This window comes from Caulobacter sp. Root655, assembly GCF_001427665.1.
GTDB lineage: Bacteria > Pseudomonadota > Alphaproteobacteria > Caulobacterales > Caulobacteraceae > Caulobacter.
In genome coordinates, this window is the sequence record NZ_LMHC01000005.1 from 13,619 (window position 1) to 31,600 (window position 17,982).

The window sequence follows — 17,982 nt, forward strand, 5'->3', positions numbered from 1 at the left end:
CAAAGGCCTCGCCTCCACCGCCGTTTTCCCGGCGAAGGCCGGGACCCAGATTCATCTGGAGCGGCTCGTGGGTTTCACCTGGGCCCCGACCTTCGTCGGGGAAACGGGAAAAACAGGACCGCGATCAACAGCGAAAAATCGCGGCTACCCGTCGACGACCATGATCCGGGCGCGCACGCGGCCGCCCTTGACCCGGGTGACCTGTCCGCCGACTTCCGAAGCGCCCTGGGCGGCCATCTTGGCCTTCACGCCCTCCGGCCATTTGGACACCTGGGCCAGGCGCACGGTGCGCGGCACGCGGGCCGCGGCCTTCAGCGGCAGGTCGGCCTTCTCGGCGAAGGTCTTGCCCATGAACAGCGCCGGGTTCAGCGGCTTGCCGGCCTTGTTGCGCAGTTCGAAGTGCAGGTGCGAGCCGGTCGAGCGGCCGCTGTCGCCGACATAGGCCACGGTCGTCCCGCGCTTGACGAAAGTCCCGCGCTTCAGGCCCGCGTCGCGCCCCAGATGGGCGTAGAAGGTGTGGAAGCCGTCCTTGTGGGCCACTTCCACGAACCGGCCGTAGGTGGCGCTGACGCCGCTGCGCAGAACGATGCCGTCGGTGGCCACGTGGACCGGCGCGCCGGCCGGCGCGGCGATGTCGACGCCCTCGTGCAGGCGGCCGTTCTCTTCCCACGGCATCTGGCGCAGTCCGAACGGCGAATTGACCACCCGGCCGGGCAGCGGGGCGTCGAACACGAAGGCGGGCGGCGGCGGCGGGGGCGCGGGTGTCGGGGCGGGCGCGACCACCGGGGCCGGGGCGGGCTTTTCGAGCCCGGCGTTCATCGCGCCCACGGCCGAGACGGCGTTGGCCACGCCCCATACGACGATCGCGCCGCCGACGACGGCGAACGCGGCGAGCGAATAGGGAGACGACGTTGCGGCCAGGACTCGTGACGCCAAGAGTGATCCTCACAGACGGTCGGTCGACCTTCGAGACCGCGCCTAAGCGCGTCCCCATCCCACGGACGACCTTTCGGGATGATGAAGGCGGGCTCTATGCAGGGCTGATGCGGCGAAAAGGCGGCGAAACTTAACCATTGGTTAAGCATGACCATCGTCAGCAAGCGGACAGCTTCCGCCAACATTACCGAACGTTCAGAACATTACTTTCAGTACACTACTTTAATTGCACGTCATGAAGGAGACGTAACGAGTATTCGGAGAAACACGAGAGTACACCTTTGGACATGGGGCGCAGGGAAGCGCCAGACGCAACCAAGCAAACCAAGGGACAACTCAAATGAACAAGTTCTTCACCAGCCTGACCGCCGTCGCCACCCTGACCCTGGCCGCCGTGCCGGCCCTGGGCCTGGTCCAGACCGCCCACGCCGCCGAGCCCACCGCCCGCATCTCGCTGGTCGGCCTGAACCTGGCCAACCCCGCCCACGCCGCCGAGTTCTCGGCCCAGGTCAACGCCGCCGCCGAACAGGTCTGCGGCGACATGGCCCGCACCAACCCGTCGGGCGACTTCACCATGGCCGGCTGCAAGGTCGCGGTCCGCAAGCAAGCCGCCTCGCAACTGTCCGACAGCCAGCGCCAAAGCCTGCACCTGGCCGCCCGCGCCACCCCGGTCTCGGTCGCCGCCCGCTGAGCGACCGCATGACGCGCCAAAAGCAAAAGACCCCGGACGGGATCGTCCGGGGTCTTTTCTTTGCGCAAAGCGCCACCACAAAGACAATGTAACTTAACTATTTGTGAAGCATAACCATGGACGATCGATACTTAAAGTTCTCCATGTCATCCATGATACTCAACATTATATTTCCTAAATTCTTCTTCATGAATGAAATGTGACAAGCATTACATACGATACAAGAGTACACCCTTTGGCGCTGGGAAAAACAAGCGCCAGATAGAGGGACAACTCCAATGCGCGAGTTCATCGTCAGCCTGACCGCCGTCTCCGCCCTAGCCCTGACCGCCGTTCCGACCCCGGGCCCGGCCCAGACCCCCGCCGCATCGACCGCTCGCATCTCGTTCGTCGGCCTGAACCTGGCGTCCCCCGCCGACGCCGCCAAGTTCGCCGCCCGCATCGACGCGGTCGCCGAAGGCGTCTGCCACGACAGGGCGCGCGGTAATCCGAGCGGCGTGTTCACCATGGCCGGCTGCAAGGTCGCCGTCCGCCAGCAAGCCATGTCGCAACTGTCCAGGGATCAGCGCCAAAGCCTGCGGATGGCGTCGCGCGCCAACGCCCTCGCGCTCGCCAGCCGCTGAGACCCGTACGACCTCCACGCCTCGTCAAAAGCAAAGCTCCGGACGGGATCCCGTCCGGGGTTTCCGCTCTTCGAAAACAACCATTGAGAACATATGAAGAACATGCAAGTGTGAGACACACTTCGTCGAGGCGCCCATGGACACGCCATGCCCACGATTTCCTGGTTCTATGGCATCTCGATCCGGATGTTCGTGCATGATCATCCGCCGCCCCACTTCCACGCCTATTACGAATCCAGCGCCGCCGTGATCCTGATCGAGACCGGCCAGATCACGGTCGGACGCCTGCCGCCGCGCGTCGCCCGTTTTGTCGAACGGTGGCGGCGGGAGTATATTGAACAGCTCAGGGAAACCTGGGACCGCGCGGCAAGCGGCGAGACGGGCTCGCTGGGCCGCATCCCCGGTCTGGATGGTCAGTCATGAGAGAAGTCGTCCACGTCCGCCGCTTCGAGAAGCTGGGCGCCTACCGCCTGAAGCTGCAGTTCACCGACGGCCTGGCCGGCGAATGGGACTTTTCGACCCTTGCCAGCGATCCGCGCCCGGTCACTGCGCCTTTTCGCGACCCGGCCTATTTCGACAAGGTGTTCCTGGATTTCGGCGCCCTGACCTGGCCGAACGGCTTCGACTGGAGCCCCGAGGCCCTGCACGCCGACATGGCGGCGGCCGGCGTCTTGAAGTTCGAAACGGCAGCGGCGTAATGCGCAGCCTCGCCTATGCATCTTAAAGTCCGCTCGATCGAGGACGTGGATCGCTACCTTGAGCTAGTTAGGGCCTCTGCGGCCCGCGCGCAGCAATGGGTGGCCAATCACTCAGGTGACCCGCTGGATTTACTGCGACACATGAAGTTTGAGCAAATTGGCTTTCACCCCGTGGAAGACCGCTCTCTCAACATCATCGAACAGATCAATCAAACATGGACGTTTGTCGTTGCGCTACTGGCGACCCGGCAATTGCTACAACTTCCCCCCGAAGCAGAAGGCTTCAAGGTCGCTCCGGGCGCCCATATGGCGCTGGAGCTCGACATCATGAGCGAAGTCGAGGGTCTGGTCGGCGCTGAGACGTTTGCGGCCGTAGACCCTACGAATAACCGAAAACTGTTCAACGATAGGGAGAAGCTGAAAAGCCGAGCCGAAATACATCGATACGTATTTTTCGCTTCCCCCCTTTATCCAGGAACACACCGACTGCCCCGACTGGAGCGGCACGGCGTTGAGGTCTGGAGCGTCGATCTCGCGAGCTGACTACAGCCCCTTGACGATCCCCTCGACCATCTTCTTGGCGTCGCCGAACAGCATCATGGTGTTGTCGCGGAAGAACAGCTCGTTCTCGACCCCGGCATAGCCCGAGGCCATGCCGCGCTTGATGAAGAGGACCGTGCGGGCCTTTTCGACGTCGAGGATCGGCATGCCGTAGATGGCGCTGGTCGGGTCGGTCTTGGCGGCCGGGTTGGTGACGTCGTTGGCGCCGATCACGAAGGCCACGTCGGCGGTCGAGAACTCGCTGTTGATGTCCTCCAGCTCGAACACCTCGTCATAGGGGACGTTGGCTTCGGCCAGCAGCACGTTCATGTGGCCGGGCATGCGGCCGGCGACGGGGTGGATGGCGTACTTCACCTCGACGCCCTCCTCCTTCAGCTGGTCGGCCATTTCGCGCAGGGCGTGCTGGGCCTGGCTCACCGCCATGCCGTAGCCGGGGACGATGATCACCTTGCTGGCGTTCTTCATGATGAAGGCCGCGTCTTCGGCGCTGCCCTGCTTGACCGGACGGGTCTCGGTCTTGCCGCCCGGGCCGGCCACGGCGTCGGCGGCCCCGAAGCCGCCGAGGATCACCGAGACGAACGAGCGGTTCATCGCCTTGCACATGATGTAGGACAGGATCGCGCCGGACGAGCCCACCAGGGCCCCGGTGATGATCAGGGTGGTGTTCTCCAGCGTGAAGCCCAGGGCCGCCGCCGCCCAGCCCGAATAGCTGTTGAGCATCGACACCACGACCGGCATGTCGGCCCCGCCGATCGGGATGATCAGGGTGACGCCGATGATCAGGGCCAGGGCGAAGATCCCCCAGAACGCCCAGATCGCCGCGCCGCCGCTGGCCACCAGCACCACCACCAGGGCGACGATGGCCAGGGCGATGACGATGTTCAGCAGATGGCGGGCCGGCAGCAGGATCGGCGCGCCGCCCATGTTGCCGTTCAGCTTGGCGAAGGCGATGACCGAGCCGGTGAAGGTCACGGCGCCGATCGCCAGGCCCAGCGACAGCTCGATCAGACTGTTGAGGTGCACGTGGCCGTCGGCCCCGAGGATGCCGTAGGCGGCCGGGGTGTAGATCGCCGCCACCGCCACCAGGCAGGCGGCCATGCCGACCAGGCTGTGGAAGGCCGCCACCAGCTGCGGCATCGAGGTCATCGCCACCTTGCGGGCGATCACCGCCCCCACCGTGCCGCCGACCGCGACCCCGCCAAGGATCAGCCCGATGGTCACCGGGTCCAGCGCGCCCTGTTTCCACAGGGTGGCCAGGGTGGTCAGCACGGCGATGCCCATGCCGATCATGCCGTTGCGGTTGCCCGCCTGGCTGGTCACCGGGCTGGACAGCCCGCGCAGCGCCAGGATGAACAGCACCCCGGAGACGATGTAGAGGATGGCGGCGAGATTGGCGTTCATTCGGAAGTCCCCATTTCCGGGAGAGTCTTTGAGTTGGCCTTGCGGCCGCGCAGGTAGGCCCAGAACATCACCGCCGCACAGGCGAGGACGATCCAGTCGAAGAAGTCGTCGGGTTTGTGGATCAGCTTGAAAGCTTCGAACGCGCCAAGGCCCAGCCAAAGGACCGGTTCGAGCGGACGGAAGATCCGAAGCACGATCCAGTCTCTGGTGCGTCGCGACGGAAAACGGTCCGACACGCTGAGTGCCATCAGCAGGGCCACGGCGAGGAATGGCCAGCCGAGAGCGAACACCTGGAAAAGGTCCGACCCAGTCATCGCGGGCCTCCCTTCATCGCGGGCGCGGCGTTGACGCCGAACCGTGGCGGATGGCCTGAAGGCAGGCCGGAGAGGTCGTAGCGCGGCGGTTCGTAGTGGTTGGCCGCCGTATAGGGCGCGGCGAAGCGGGACTGGCCGTCGGAACCGGCCAACTCGTCCTCGCGCACGAAGAAGGCGTTGGCGCCGGAGAGGTTGCAGCCGACCAGGGCGTAGCCCTTGGCCCGGCCCAGGGCCTGCAGGCTGGCCAGGCTGGCGCTGTGATAGTTGCCGCCATCCCAGACCCGGTCGGCCTTGTACTCGGCGACAAAGGCGACGGGCGGCGGATAGGCGGCGTTGTATTCGATGATCACGACGCGCGGCCGCACGGCGGTGATGGCGTCCCAGATCCAGTAGTCGTTGCCGTCGATGTCGATCGACAGCAGGTCGACGCTGGCCGGCTTGGCGGCGGTCCCGCCGGCCCACGGGCCCAGCAGGCCGTCGATGTTTTCGGCGGTGACGAAGGCCTTCCGGGCGGTCAGCCGGCCCTGCCCCACGGCCACGGCCTGGTGACCCTTGGCGGCGGCGACGTACTTGTCCGAGCCGTCCAGCCACAGGCCGCTCCAGCCGGCCATCAGCAGCAGGGCGGTGTTGCACTCCACCCCGGCCTGGACACCGAACTCGATGAACCGCCGGTCGCCCTCGCCGATGCGGTTGAAGATCTCCAGAACGATGCCGTCCTCGTCGTTCTGGCTGTAGGTCTTGCGGCCATGGGCGATCAGCCGCCCGGGCTCGCGGGCCCGCGGCGATCCGCGCAGCTCGTCCCACCATCGCTCCAGCGCGATGCGGTTGGCGACCTTGCTCTGCTGGAGAACACGTTTCCCTGCCCCGAACATCGCTATGCTCCGGCCCCCAGGATGTGATGGAACGCCGTCATCGAGACGCCCCCTTGGGGATGATCAGGCGCCGCATGCCCACCTCGCCGCCCAGATAGGTCTCGAACTTCACGTCCTCGGCCGAGAGTTTGGTGATGCGCACCGCCTCGCCGACCGGTTCGGCGCGCAGGCGAAGGCCCATGATCACGCAAACGCCGTCGTTCTTGGGCCTACACGGATGTTCGGCCTCGAGAACCTGATCCTCGATCTTGAAAAGAAAGACCGGCGCACCGTCTCGATAGCCCTTGAACAGCACGGCGACAGGCACGGCCTCGCCCGCGCTCCACTCCGCCGGCGCGTAGCGATAGCGACCGCCGCAGCCGGACAGGTCCGCGACCAGCGCCACCAGGAAGTGCGAGCGGATGCCGCGTGTGTCGCCGATGTAGCAAGCGTCGAACGCGCCATCGCCGTCGATGTCGCGCACGCATTGAGCGGTGCGCAGACCCTTGTAGGGAAGGGGCGGACAATAGACCATGCCGCCAGCCAGCCGATAGCCGAACAGCAGCTCGCCGGCCGGCAGGGCCTTCCCGGACGGCCGGATTCGCTTGGGCAGAGGATCGACCAGCCGCGCCCCGGCGGCCGGGCGAGCGGACTGGGTCCAGGCCACCTCGCCGGGATTGACCGTGATCGGAGCGTCCAGGCTCGTCAGCGCACCGACGATCAGCATCACCGCGCCCTGTTCGGCGCGCGGGTACATCTGCGCGGGCTGCGCCGACGAAATCGCCGGCGTCAGCAGCGCGAGCGCCCAAGCCAGGATCGCGGCCGCTGGCCTCACTTCTTCTCTTTCTTCTTGTACATGGCCAGCATCCGGTTGGTGACCAGGAAGCCGCCGAAGATGTTGACGGCGGCGAAGGCGGCGGCGATCGCGCCGGCCCCCTTGGAGATCCAGGTCGAGGCGGCGACCGTGCCGCCGGCCAGGTCGGCGTGGGCCCCGTGGGCGGCGGCGGCCAACAGGGCGCCGACGATGATCACCGACGAGATGGCGTTGGTCACGGCCATCAGCGGGGTGTGCAGGGCGGGCGTCACGCTCCAGACGACGTAGTAGCCGACGAAGATGGCGAGCACGAAGATCGCCAGGCGGAACACGGTGGGGTCGACGGCTTCCATGATCAACGGCTCCGATCGGAAGGGAAAAGCTGCAGCAGGCGACGCAGGGTCAGAACCACGACCCAAATCGCCACCGCGATGAGAAAGATTTTGGCGAAGCCGGGCGCGTTCGGCGGCAAGATGTGGAACGTCCAGAACAGGCCCGCGAGGAAAGGCAGGTTCGCGAGCAGCCGCCCGATCCCCGCCAACCGCTCGTCTCCGCCGGCGATGAAGGCGGCCCAAGCGAAGACACCCATGCCAAGAGTCGCTGGAACCACCATCCAGGGCGACGCCCCGTCTCGCAGTTGCAGGACCATGAGCACGCCGGCGCCAACGACCACGACAGACGCGCCCAGGCCAAGCATCAGCCGCGAGGCGAGCGATGATCGCGCCTCGTAATAGGCCCGAAAGGGCTTTTGGCTGCGGGTCCCGGCCATTGAATTATCCGGCCAAGCTCGGATGCACCACGGCCCCGCCCTGGGTGACCAGGGCCGCCTTGAGGATCTCGTCCTCGAAGTCGGGGGCGAAGGCGCCTTCCTTGTTCAGGAACAGGGTCGACAGGGCCAGCAGGTTGCGGGCGTAGAGGGCCGAGGCGTCGGTGGCGATGCGCCCGGGCAGGTTGGGGATGCCCAGGATCTTGACGCCATTGGCGGTGACCGCGGTCTCGCCCAGCTTGGCGCCGACCACGTTGCCGCCCTGCTCGATGGCCAGGTCGACCAGGATCGAGCCCGGCTTCATCGAGGCCACCTGCTCGGCCGAGACCAGCTTGGGGGCCGGGCGGCCGGGGATCAGGGCCGTGGTGATGACGATGTCCTGCTTGGCGATGTGCGCGGAGACCAGTTCGGCCTGCTTGGCCTGGTATTCCTTGGACATTTCCTTGGCGTAGCCGCCGGCGGTCTGGGCGTTCTTGAACTCCTCGTCCTCGACGGCGAGGAACTTGGCGCCCAGGCTCTCGACCTGTTCCTTGGTGGCGGGACGCACGTCGGTGGCGGTGACCACCGCGCCCAGGCGGCGGGCCGTGGCGATGGCCTGCAGGCCGGCGACGCCGACCCCCATGACGAACACCTTGGCCGCGGCGATCGTGCCGGCGGCGGTCATCATCATCGGCAGGGCCTTGCCATAGGCCTCGGCCGCCTCGATCACGGCGCGGTAGCCGGCGAGGTTGGCCTGGGACGACAGCATGTCCATCACCTGGGCCCGGGTGATGCGCGGGATGAATTCCATGGCCAGGCCGCTGGCGCCGGCCTTGGCCAGGGCGTTCAGCGTGTCCTTGTCCTGGTGCGGATTGAGCGCCGCCGCGACGATCGCGCCCTTTTTCAAGGCGGCGATCTCGGCGGCCTCGGGGGCGCGGACCTTGAACAGGACGTCGGCGTCCTTCAGGGCTTCCTTCGCCGTCTTGGCCAGCTTGGCCCCGGCCGCCGCGTAGTCGGCGTCGGCATACGAAGCAGCCGTCCCCGCTCCGGCCTCGACCACGACCGAGAAGCCGGCCGCGGCCAGCTTCTTCACGGTCTCGGGCGTGGCCGCGACCCGGGTTTCACCACCGCGGGTCTCTTTCGTGACGGCGATAACGGCCATCGGCATACCCCTCCCAAGAGCGCTGCTTACTCAGACAAGCTTGCGCGTCTCTCTAGGGGATGTTCTTGCCCGATGTCGAGCCTTACGCCCGCGTCAGCTGCAAAAAAATACCGATGTCCACCGGTGTCAGTGGGCGGAGGCGGGCTTTTCTTTCAGGAACAGCACGCCCAGCGCGGCCAGCACGATTCCCGGAACCAGGCCGCCGATGAAACCGGCGGGGGTGCAGAACCACAGCGTGATGGTCAGCAGCAGGCTGGCGATGGCCAGCGAGCCCCACTTGGTGAACTTGCCGAAACCCTCGAAGGTCGCGGCTTGCTCGTGGATGTCCATTTCACCGCGTTGGTAATCGCCGGCCATGTGTCTGTCCTGGGTAAACAAAAAAACGCCACGCCGCTTACAACGTGCGAGGCTTCGGCTCAAGCGGCCGGGATGTCGCGGTTGGCCCAGGCCTCCTCGATGAACCGCGTTCGAACAGCGTCCAGCGCCTGTTCGACCGAAATATCGGCGATTCGCCCCTCCCCGCCGTCCAGCCGGCTCAGCCAGCGCGAATAGGCCGGGACCGGGCTGGTGCCCATCAGGCCGATGGCCGGCCGGCCCACCGAGGCGGCGAGGTTCAAGGGCCCCGAGTCGTTGCCCAGGAAGCCGGCCGACAGGGCGATCAGCGCCGCCGCCTGGTCCAGCGGCAGGTCGCAGGCCAGGACGTCGCGGGCCAAAACGCCAGGGGTGGGCGCGGGCTGGGCGGCGACCGTCGCCTTGACCCGCGGCGCGTCGTTGGGGCCGCCCAGCCAGAACACCGTGGGAAACAGGTCGGCCAGGCCTTGCGAGACGGCGGCGAAGCGCTCGGCGGGCCAGGTGCGGGCCGGCTCGCTGGCCCCGACGCCCAGCACCAGCCACGGCCCGGGGCGGTCGCCGTACCGGGCCTTCACTGCGGCGACGGCCTTGGGGTCGAGCTTCAGGTCGGGCTCGCGGCTGGTCACCTCCAGGCCGTGCAGCGCCTCGAACGCCGCCAGCTTCTCCAGCCGGTGGGCCGGGCGCATGGCCTTGGGCAGGAACGGCCCGCGCAGCCACTGCTCCTGGCTCTTGTGACCCAGGCCGAAACCCCGCCGCTCGGGCACGCCGGCCAGCCAGGCTGCCTGGGCGGGACGGCCGATCTTCTCCAGAATCCACACCGCGCGCGGTTTCACCTCGCGGCAGATCCGCCAAAAATCGATGACCTCCGTCGCCCCCTTCAGCGTCCCGGAGAAGTGGCGGGCATAGACCACGCGGCTGATCGACGGCTCGACGGCCAGCACCTCGGCGGCGCGGCTGGACGGCCGGGCGGCCAGCACCACCTGGCCCTCCGGCGCCTGGGCGGCGATGGCCCGGAAGGTCGGCAGGTGCCACATCAGGTCGCCGATCCCGCGATCGGGGGCGTAGACGAGGACGGGGCCGGGGGGCGAGGCGGTGACCATGGGGACGGGATTAGCGGGCGGTCGGGGGGTTGTCATCCCGCTCCCTCCTTTCAGCCGTCATTCCGGGCCTTGTGCCCGGAACCCCTGGTTCAGCCGACGGGCCGTTGGAAATCCCTCTCTCTTTGAGAGAGGGAGGGGCCCGCCGCCGCAGGCGGTGGGAGGGTGAGAGGTTTCACCGCCTGCCGGCAAATCCGGAACGTCGAGCACCAAAAAGGGGAGCCGAACTTCCACCATCAAAGCAGCCGCCCACACACACGCTGTCTTCGTCGGAACCTAGTTCTGAAAGACTGTAACCTCTCACCCTCCCACCGCTCCGCGGCGGGCCCCTCCCTCTCTCAAAGAGAGAGGGAAAATCCCTACCCCCACCCCGCCAACACCCCCCGCAGCCCAGCCACGAAGGCCAGGGGCTGGTCCACCATCACGTGGTGATCGGCGTCGGGTATGGCCACGCGCAGCGTCGTGTCGGGCATCTGGTCGAACATGTAGTCCAGCGTCTCGGCGTGCATCAGGGCCGAGCGCTCGCCCCACATCAGCGCCACCGGGCTGGCGATGCGGCCCAGCAGGTCGCCGAGGTCCGGCATCGAGAACCGCTGCCAGATGGCCGGGTCGAACTTCCAGGTCCAGCCGCCCTCGACTTCCTTCAGCGAGCCCCGGGCGATGTGGTCGGCGATGTAGAGGTTCTCGCAGCCCTGCGGCGGGGCCAGCCTGAAGCGAGCCAGCGCCTCTTCAAGCGAAGCGTAGACGCGGTTGGCGGCGTCGGGGCGCGGCGGCGGACCGCGCCAGCGCTTTTCCGGCGGCTGGATGCTGCTGTCGACCATGACGATGCCGCGCAGCCGGTCGGCGTGCTCCACGCCGCAATAGAGAGTGGGAAAGCCGCCGAACGAGTGGCCGACCAGGATCGGCTTGACGCCGCCGGCTTCCAGCTGGGCGGCCTCGACGGCGGCGAAGATCTCGGCCGCGAACGATTGGGCCGAATAGGCCGGTCGCCAGTCCGAGCCGCCCATGCCGGCCCACGAGATCGCCGCTACCCGCCAGTCTTCCGCGAAGAACGGCGCGATGAAGCTCCACCAGTCGGCGTGGGCCCCGTTACCGTGCAGGAACAGCAGGCCGGGCTTGCCGACCTCGCCCCAGGTCAGCAGCTCGATCTCCGCGCCGTCGACCGGGATGCGCGAGCGTTCGGGGGCCGCGGCCAGGGCGGCGTCGAACCAGGCGGGGGCCGGCGGCTTCTCGCCATGGAACGGGGCCAGCAGGGAGACGGGAGTGGGACGGTCGTCGGCCATGGCTCAGCCCCCCTGGCTTTCTGGGCCCTTGAAGGCGATCTCGCCCGGGCGCGGAGCGCGGGGCGACAGGCCCTTGAACACGCCGGTGCCGGTCATCAGCGTGCGCTCGCCCACCCAGATGCGACCGCGCACGGTGAACACCAGGTCCTGCTCGGAGATCAGCTCGCCCCGCCCCTCGACGAAGTCGCCCAGTTGGGCGCCCGACAGGAAGTCGCAGTTCAGCCGCACCGTCACCCAGCTGTAGGACTTGGCCAGCGAGATGATCCGCCCCCAGGCCATGTCGGCGAAGCTCATCAGCATGCCGCCGTGGCAATTGCCCAGGCCGTTGGTGTGGTGCTCCTCGACCCGGAACCCCAGGACCGCCTCGCCCGGCCCCTGGCGCTGCTCGTACAGCGGCCCGATCTGGCGGCCGAAGCCGCGGGACCAGTTGAGTTGCGAATAGCCGTCGGGAATGGCGGCGGCCTGGGCGTCGGTGAGATCGTCGGACATGGGGAAAGTCTAACAAGCGTTTGAGAGGTGGCAAGGGCCACGCTAGGGAAGCCGCGCGCGCCCGTCACCTCCCTCCCCTCGGGCCTCCCCTCAGGCGCTCAGGCGCACGCCCGACCACCGATCCACCGCGCCGATCAACTCGACCGCCGAAATCGGCTTGCCGATGTGACCGTTCATGCCCGCATGGGCCGTGGCGTCGATGTGTTCGGGCAGGACATCGGCGCTGAGGGCGATGATCGGCGTGTCGCGGTTGTCGACGGTCAGCTCCCGAATCGCCCGGGCCGAGGCGAAGCCGTCGATGCCGGGCATCTGCAGGTCCATCAGGATCAGGTCGAACGCCTGGTCGGACGCCAGCCGCAGGGCCTCGACGCCGCCGCGCGCCTCGACGACCTGATGTCCCACCGCCTGCAGCATGGCGCGGACCAGCTCGCGGTTCACCTCCAGGTCGTCGACCACCAGGATCCGCGCGGCGCCGCCGGTCCGTCGCTTCCGGGCCCCCAGATCGACGACAGGCGCCAGATCGGCCCGGGCGGCGGCGATCTCGAAACGGAAGATCGAGCCTCCGCCGTCGGCCGGGATCATCCCGATGGTTCCGTCCATCAACTCGACCAGGCCCTTGCAGATCGACAGGCCCAGGCCCGTGCCGCCATAGCGACGGCTGATCGAGCCGTCGACCTGGGAGAAGCGCTGGAACAACCGCTCGCGCTTGTCGGCCGGCACGCCGCCGCCCGTGTCGGACACCGCGACCTCCAGCCGTCCGGGGGCACGGTGGGCCACGCTGACCCGTACCTCGCCGGCGTCGGTGAACTTGATGGCGTTGCTGACCAGGTTGACCACGATCTGGCGCAGGCGGTCGGCGTCGGCGTTCACGGCGGCGGGCGTGCCGGGCGCGACCTCGAGGGACAGGACCAGGCCCTTCTCGCGCGCCTGCTCGGCGAACATGGCCGCCAAATCCTCGAACAGGGGCTCCACGGCGAACGGCCGCGGATCGAGGGCGACGTGGCCGGCCTCCAACTTGGAGAAGTCGAGGATGTCGTTGACCACCGCCAGCAGGGTGTGACCGGCGGCGTTGACACGACGGACGTAGGCGCCGGCCTGCGGCGGCAGGCCGTCCAGCTCGCCCAGCAGGTTGGAAAAGCCGTTGATGGCCGTCAGGGGTGTGCGGATCTCGTGGCTCATGTTGGCCAGGAACTCGGCCTTGGCCTCGGCGGCGGCCTCGGCGCGAAGCTTGGCGTCCAGCAGCGCTTCCTCGCGCGACCTCGCCTCCGTCACGTCCATGACCGCGCCGAACACCGTCGCCACCTTGCCGCCCGCCCCCAGTTCGGCGGCGCCATGGCAGATCACGTGGCGCACCGAGCCGTCGGCGCGGGTCAGGCGCCCGGCCAGCTCGAAGGGACGACCGTCGATCGCCGTCGCCCGAAGACGCGCGGCCAGGGCCTCGCGCTCGGCCGGATCGTAGAAAGCCATCTGCTCATCCAGGCTTGGTATCGGCCCGGCCGGATCCAGGTCGTAGATTCGATAGACCCCCTCCGACCAGGTGGTCACGCCGCTGGCCACGTCCACGCGCCAGTGACCGACGCCGGCCATGGTCTCGGCCATCAGGGTGATGCGGTGAGCCTCACGGATCTTGCGAGCGTCGGCCTCCGAGCGGGCCGAGGCCTCGGCCAGGTCCTCGCGGGCGCGGGTCAGGTCGGCCTGGACCGAGCGGAAGGCGCGGAACACCAGATAGGTCGTGGCCAGCACGGTCACGATCCGCCAGGGCTCGTGGCGCTGCATCAGGAACAGGCAGCCCAACAGCTGGATCAACGCCATCGAGACCAGCATCGGCGTGAGATTGGTGAACAGCCGCCGGGGCCGGGCGTAGTCGCTGGCCAGGATCTCGAACATCACCACGCCGTACAGCGTCACGCCGAAGGTCTGGGCCGCTCCGGTCTCGGCGAAGGTGATGTAGAAGCCCGCCACCGCGTAGCCGGCGCTCTGCAGCCAGGCGAACAGGTTGCGGCCGGCGACCGGCCGGCCTTCCCGCGAGAGGTCGTGGTGCTCGGCGACGGCCAGCATCGCCATCGTCGCCATCCAGGCGAACGGCAGCGGCCAGAACAGGTAAGGCAGGGTGGCGGCGAAGACGACGCCCGAGAACACCAGACGCGCGGCCAGGCCTCGCGGCTGACGGGACGAGACCAGCAGCACGTCGCGGGTCGCTCGAAGGCCTCGACGCCAAGCCGACGAGGCCTCCCGGCCCGTCGAAATCACTGTCGCCATTGGAACGCCCTCGCTTCCGTCCGGCAATATCTACACGCCGAGCCTTGAACGAAAGATTGAGCGGCGTTCATCGAGCGCGTTTCACGGAAGACTTCGGCGAGGCCTCAGGCCACCCCCGCCGCCGCCAGCACCGCCGCCTGCCGCTGGGCCAGCCCGTCCTCCGAGAAGCCCTCCAGCGACTTTTCGAACAGGGCCCGCCAGTTGTGCCGCGCCCCCAGGTGCAGGAAGGCCGCGCCCAGGCCGATGGCGGCGCGGTCCATGAACACGAACTCGCGGGGAATGGTGATCGGCCCCTTCTCCTTCAGGGCCTTGCGCACCTTGAAGGCCTCGCGGCGGCCGTATTCGCCGGGCGGCACGTCGTCGGCGACGGTGCGCACCCGGTCGTCGAGCAGCGGGCCATAGATGAACCGGGCCCAGACGTTGAGCACGTCGACCAGGTCGTCGTTGAGATTGGCGAAGCCCCAGCTGCGATAGGCCTCGACCTGCTCGGCGCGGTCGTCGTTCAGCAGGCCGCGATAGAGCCGCACCACCCCGGCCACGAAGTGGGGCGGGAAGATGCGGATGCAGCCGAAGTCCAGCAGGTTGAGGTGGGCCGCGCCGTCGCCGCCCTCCGGTCCGCCGAAGGTGTAGTTGCCCAGGTGGGGGTCGCCGTGGATGATCCCCAGCTTGGTCATCGGGCTCCACCAGGCCTCGAACAGCAGGGCGGCGATGCGGTCGCGGGTGTCCTGCGGCGCGTCCTTGAAGGTCAGCAGGCCACGGCCTTCCAGCCAGGTCATGCTCAGCAGCCGCTTGGTCGACAGCGACGGCACGGGCTGCGGCACCTGGATGTCGGCCCGGCCCGAGAAGAAGCCGCCGTACAGCGCCATCAGCCGGGCCTCGCGCTCGTAGTCGAGTTCCTCGCGCAGCCGGTCGCCGATCTCGACGATCATCTCGCTGGGGTCGATCGAGCCGTCCATGCGCTTGAACAGGCCGATCAGGCCGCGCAGCTGGCCCAGGTCGCTTTCGACCGCGCTCTGCATGTCCGGATATTGCAGCTTCACCGCCAGGGCCCGGCCGTCGGGGGCGACCGCGCGGTGCACCTGGCCCAGGGAGGCGGCGGCGGCGGCCTCGTGCTCGAAGCTCTGGAAGCGGCCCTGCCATTCGGGACCCAGCTCGGCGGCCATCCGCCGACGGACGAACGGCCAGCCCATGGCCGGGGCGTTGGTCTGCAGCTCGGCCAGTTCGGCGGCGAATTCCGGCGGCAGCAGGTCGGGCACCGTGGCGAACATCTGAGCCGCCTTCATCAGCGGGCCCTTCAGCCCGCCCAGCGCCGCCCTCAGGGCCTTGGCGTTGCGGGCGTCGGCCCCGCCGCCGGCGAACAGGCTGTTGGCCCCGTAGCTGACCGCGGCGCCCGACAGCCCCGCCCCGACCTTGGCGAAGCGGGTCAGCCGGCCGGAGAGGCGGTCGCGTTCAGGGTCTTTGGCGGGGTCCTTGGAGGGCGCGTCGTCGGCCATCGCCTATCCGAACTGCCGGGAGTCGTAGAAGAACCGCTCACGGACGATCCGATCGCCGCCCCACACCTGGTGGGTCAGCTCCTCGAACTTCAGGGTCACGCCGTCCTTGTTGGTCATCAGGAAGATCCACTGGATCACCACGTTGTCGCCGTCGTGCAGCACCAGGACCGCCGGCTGGGTGTCCATCTTCGACAGCCGCGCCAGGGCCGCCGCCTCGTGCTCGACCAGCACGTCGCGGCCGACGCGCGGCGGGGCGTTGTTCTCCTGCATCGAGGCGTCCTTGGCGTAGAACCGCTCGATCGCCTCGACGTGCTCGTTGCGTTCGACGGTGGCGATGAACTCCGCCAGGCGTTCCTTGGTGGGCATCGCGTCGTCTCCGTCAGACCAGGGCTTCGAATTCGTCGACCAGCCGTTCCAGCTGCGCGCAGCCGGCGGCCCAGAAGGCCTTGTCGCGCGGGTTCAACCCAAACGGGGCCAGGGCCTCGACATAGGTGCGGGCGCCACCCGCCGCCAGCAGGTCCTCGTAGAGCGGCGCGAAGCCGATCGGGTCCTCGCGGCGCTTCTCCATCAGGCCGCGCACCAACAGATCGCCGAACGCGTAGGCGTAGACATAGAACGGCGCATGCACGAAGTGGCTGACATAGGCCCAATAGTGCTCGTAGCCGGGGTTGAGGGTCACGGCCGGCCCCAGGCTCTCGCCCATCACCTCCAGCCACAGCTGGCCGATCTGGTCTGGAGCCAACTCGCCCGCCTCGCGGGCCAAGTGAAAACGCCGCTCGAAGCGGTGGAAGGCGATCTGGCGGACCACCGTGTTGAGCCCGTCCTCGATCTTGCCGGCCAGCAGCCCCTTGCGGTCGGCGGGCGTCGCCTCGGCCAGCAGGCGGTCGAACACCAGGCCCTCGCCGAAGATCGAGGCGGTCTCGGCCAGGGTCAGGGGAGTGTCGGCCAGCAGGGTGCCCAGCGGCGCGCACAGGGTCTGGTGCACCGCGTGGCCCAGCTCGTGGGCCAGGGTCAGCACGTCGCGCCGCTCGCCCATGTAGTTCATGAACACATAGGGATGCCGCTCGGCGGTGACCGGGTGCGAATAGGCCCCGGATTGCTTGCCCGCCCGGGGACGGGCGTCGATCCACGGCTGGGCGAAGAAGGTCCGGGCGGTGTCGGCGAACTTCGGGGCCAGGGCCTGGTAGCTCTCCAGCACGATCTCCCGCGCCTCATCCCAGCCATAGGCCTTCGGCGTGGCGGCGGTCAGCGGCGCGTTGCGGTCCCAGTAGTCGAGGGTCTCGCGGCCCATGACCTTGGCCTTCAGCGCGTAGTAGCGGTGCGACAGGCGCGGATAGGCCTCGACCACGGCGGCTTCCAGCGCGTCGACCGCGTCGGCGTCGACCTCGTTGGCCAGATGGCGCGACTGGGCGGGACCGTCGAAATGGCGCCAGCGGTCTTCGACCTGCTTTTCGAAGGCCAGGGTGTTCATCACCAGCCCCTGGGTCGAGGCGCGTTCCTCCAGCGCCTGGGCCAGGCCGTCGGCGGCCGCCTGGCGACGCTGGCCGTCGGGGTCGGACAGGCGGTTGAGGGCCTCGGGCAGGGTCAGGCTTTCCTGGCCGACCCTGGCCGTGAGTTTAGCCAGAGTCTCGTCATACAGCCGCACCCAGTTGGCCACGGCCGGGCCGCGATCGACGATGTAGCGCTCCAGGTCGGGCGTCAGTTCGTGCGGCCGCGACAGGCGCAGGCGGCGCAGCCACGGCGTCCAGCGAGCGCTCGCCGGAAAAGCCTTGAGCGCCGCCTCCAGCTCGCCGTCCTCCAGCTGGTTCAGCTCCAACGAGAAGAACAGGCTCTCGGCGGCGATCGCCGACGAGCGGGCCCGCAGGTCCGCCTCGAACTTGGCCCAGGCCGGGTCGTCGCGGGCGGTCGAGGCGGCCAGGCCCGCATAGGCCCCCACGCCCCACAGGCCGTTGGTCGCCCGCTCGTACAGCCGCACGCCGCGATCCAGCAGCACGCCCAGCCGCTGAGGCTCGCTCCGGGCTTGCAGGAACAGGCCCTCCAGGCTGGCCAGTTCGTCGTTGGCGGCCTTGGCGGCGGCCAGGTCGATCTCGATCTTCGGATCGTCGCGACCGGCATAGAGGTCGGCGAGGTTCCACTCGGGCAGGGCGTCGGTCTTGAAGGGGGCGTTCATGGCCGTAGGGATATGGCGTGCGGGGGGTCCGACGCAATCGCTGC

General features: G+C 68.2%; 21 protein-coding genes. 5 read left to right on the forward strand and 16 right to left on the reverse strand.

The genetic code is table 11. From position 1 onward, the window contains the following. Positions 1-144: 144 nt before the first annotated feature. Positions 145-936, reverse strand: coding sequence for a M23 family metallopeptidase (locus ASD79_RS06985; RefSeq protein WP_056720323.1), 792 nt, complete (start codon positions 934-936; stop codon positions 145-147). A gap of 340 nt (positions 937-1,276) precedes the next feature. Between ASD79_RS06985 and ASD79_RS06990 the strand changes: the two genes are divergently transcribed. The 5 genes from ASD79_RS06990 (at position 1,277) to ASD79_RS07010 (ending at position 3,491) form a co-directional block, all read left to right on the forward strand. Beyond that, entirely contained in the window at positions 1,277-1,627 is a 351-nt protein-coding gene (locus tag ASD79_RS06990) for a UrcA family protein (RefSeq protein ID WP_056720324.1), read from the forward strand. A gap of 278 nt (positions 1,628-1,905) precedes the next feature. Beyond that, positions 1,906-2,250: a UrcA family protein gene (locus ASD79_RS06995; protein ID WP_056720325.1), complete on the forward strand. Its 345-nt coding sequence runs from the start codon at positions 1,906-1,908 to the stop codon at positions 2,248-2,250. 147 nt (positions 2,251-2,397) lie between these two features. Then, positions 2,398-2,673 carry a DUF4160 domain-containing protein gene (locus ASD79_RS07000; protein WP_056720326.1) on the forward strand — a complete coding sequence of 92 codons (276 nt, stop codon included), beginning with the start codon at positions 2,398-2,400 and terminating at the stop codon, positions 2,671-2,673. After that, on the forward strand, positions 2,670-2,948 hold the full coding sequence (locus ASD79_RS07005; protein WP_056720327.1) for a DUF2442 domain-containing protein: 279 nt from the start codon (positions 2,670-2,672) through the stop codon (positions 2,946-2,948). The genes ASD79_RS07000 and ASD79_RS07005 overlap by 4 nt, the downstream gene beginning before the upstream one ends. 45 nt (positions 2,949-2,993) lie before the next feature. Next, on the forward strand, positions 2,994-3,491 hold the full coding sequence (locus ASD79_RS07010; RefSeq protein ID WP_156400406.1) for a hypothetical protein: 498 nt from the start codon (positions 2,994-2,996) through the stop codon (positions 3,489-3,491). On the opposite strand, the gene ASD79_RS07015 is transcribed toward ASD79_RS07010, so the two are convergent. The 15 genes from ASD79_RS07015 to ASD79_RS07085 form a co-directional block, all read right to left on the reverse strand. Next, a complete protein-coding gene (locus ASD79_RS07015) occupies positions 3,492-4,910 on the reverse strand; it encodes an NAD(P)(+) transhydrogenase (Re/Si-specific) subunit beta (RefSeq protein WP_056720329.1) in 1,419 nt (472 codons plus the stop codon). It abuts the gene before it with no gap. After that, complete coding sequence (locus tag ASD79_RS07020) at positions 4,907-5,224, reverse strand: hypothetical protein (protein ID WP_056720330.1); 318 nt, start codon at positions 5,222-5,224, stop codon at positions 4,907-4,909. The genes ASD79_RS07015 and ASD79_RS07020 overlap by 4 nt, the downstream gene beginning before the upstream one ends. Beyond that, complete coding sequence (locus tag ASD79_RS07025; RefSeq protein WP_056720331.1) at positions 5,221-6,096, reverse strand: hypothetical protein; 876 nt, start codon at positions 6,094-6,096, stop codon at positions 5,221-5,223. The genes ASD79_RS07020 and ASD79_RS07025 overlap by 4 nt, the downstream gene beginning before the upstream one ends. A 37-nt stretch (positions 6,097-6,133) precedes the next feature. Then, positions 6,134-6,910 (reverse strand): hypothetical protein, encoded by a 777-nt coding sequence (locus ASD79_RS07030; RefSeq protein WP_056720332.1) that lies wholly within the window; start codon positions 6,908-6,910, stop codon positions 6,134-6,136. Then, positions 6,907-7,242, reverse strand: a complete 336-nt coding sequence (locus ASD79_RS07035; protein WP_007676323.1) for an NAD(P) transhydrogenase subunit alpha — start codon at positions 7,240-7,242, stop codon at positions 6,907-6,909. The genes ASD79_RS07030 and ASD79_RS07035 overlap by 4 nt, the downstream gene beginning before the upstream one ends. Positions 7,243-7,244: 2 nt before the next feature. Continuing rightward, positions 7,245-7,658, reverse strand: a complete 414-nt coding sequence (locus tag ASD79_RS07040) for a hypothetical protein (protein WP_056720333.1) — start codon at positions 7,656-7,658, stop codon at positions 7,245-7,247. Between the two features lie 4 nt (positions 7,659-7,662). Next, positions 7,663-8,802, reverse strand: coding sequence for a Re/Si-specific NAD(P)(+) transhydrogenase subunit alpha (locus ASD79_RS07045; protein WP_162252340.1), 1,140 nt, complete (start codon positions 8,800-8,802; stop codon positions 7,663-7,665). A gap of 120 nt (positions 8,803-8,922) precedes the next feature. After that, the gene (locus ASD79_RS07050) at positions 8,923-9,153 is read right to left on the reverse strand and encodes an aa3-type cytochrome c oxidase subunit IV (protein WP_056720334.1); all 231 of its coding nucleotides are present in this window, start codon (positions 9,151-9,153) and stop codon (positions 8,923-8,925) included. Positions 9,154-9,212: 59 nt separating this feature from the next. Next, positions 9,213-10,247: a glycosyltransferase family 9 protein gene (locus ASD79_RS07055; RefSeq protein WP_056720335.1), complete on the reverse strand. Its 1,035-nt coding sequence runs from the start codon at positions 10,245-10,247 to the stop codon at positions 9,213-9,215. Between the two features lie 356 nt (positions 10,248-10,603). Next, positions 10,604-11,527, reverse strand: a complete 924-nt coding sequence (locus tag ASD79_RS07060; protein WP_056720336.1) for an alpha/beta fold hydrolase — start codon at positions 11,525-11,527, stop codon at positions 10,604-10,606. Between the two features lie 3 nt (positions 11,528-11,530). Further along, positions 11,531-12,016, reverse strand: a complete 486-nt coding sequence (locus ASD79_RS07065) for a PaaI family thioesterase (RefSeq protein WP_056720337.1) — start codon at positions 12,014-12,016, stop codon at positions 11,531-11,533. Positions 12,017-12,106: 90 nt separating this feature from the next. Further along, positions 12,107-14,275 (reverse strand): ATP-binding protein, encoded by a 2,169-nt coding sequence (locus ASD79_RS07070; protein WP_082584833.1) that lies wholly within the window; start codon positions 14,273-14,275, stop codon positions 12,107-12,109. Between the two features lie 104 nt (positions 14,276-14,379). Beyond that, entirely contained in the window at positions 14,380-15,768 is a 1,389-nt protein-coding gene (locus ASD79_RS07075) for an AarF/ABC1/UbiB kinase family protein (RefSeq protein ID WP_056720339.1), read from the reverse strand. Positions 15,769-15,771: 3 nt separating this feature from the next. Continuing rightward, positions 15,772-16,134, reverse strand: a complete 363-nt coding sequence (locus tag ASD79_RS07080) for a nuclear transport factor 2 family protein (protein WP_056720340.1) — start codon at positions 16,132-16,134, stop codon at positions 15,772-15,774. A gap of 13 nt (positions 16,135-16,147) precedes the next feature. Continuing rightward, on the reverse strand, positions 16,148-17,938 hold the full coding sequence (locus tag ASD79_RS07085) for a M3 family oligoendopeptidase (protein ID WP_056720341.1): 1,791 nt from the start codon (positions 17,936-17,938) through the stop codon (positions 16,148-16,150). Positions 17,939-17,982 lie beyond the last annotated feature (44 nt).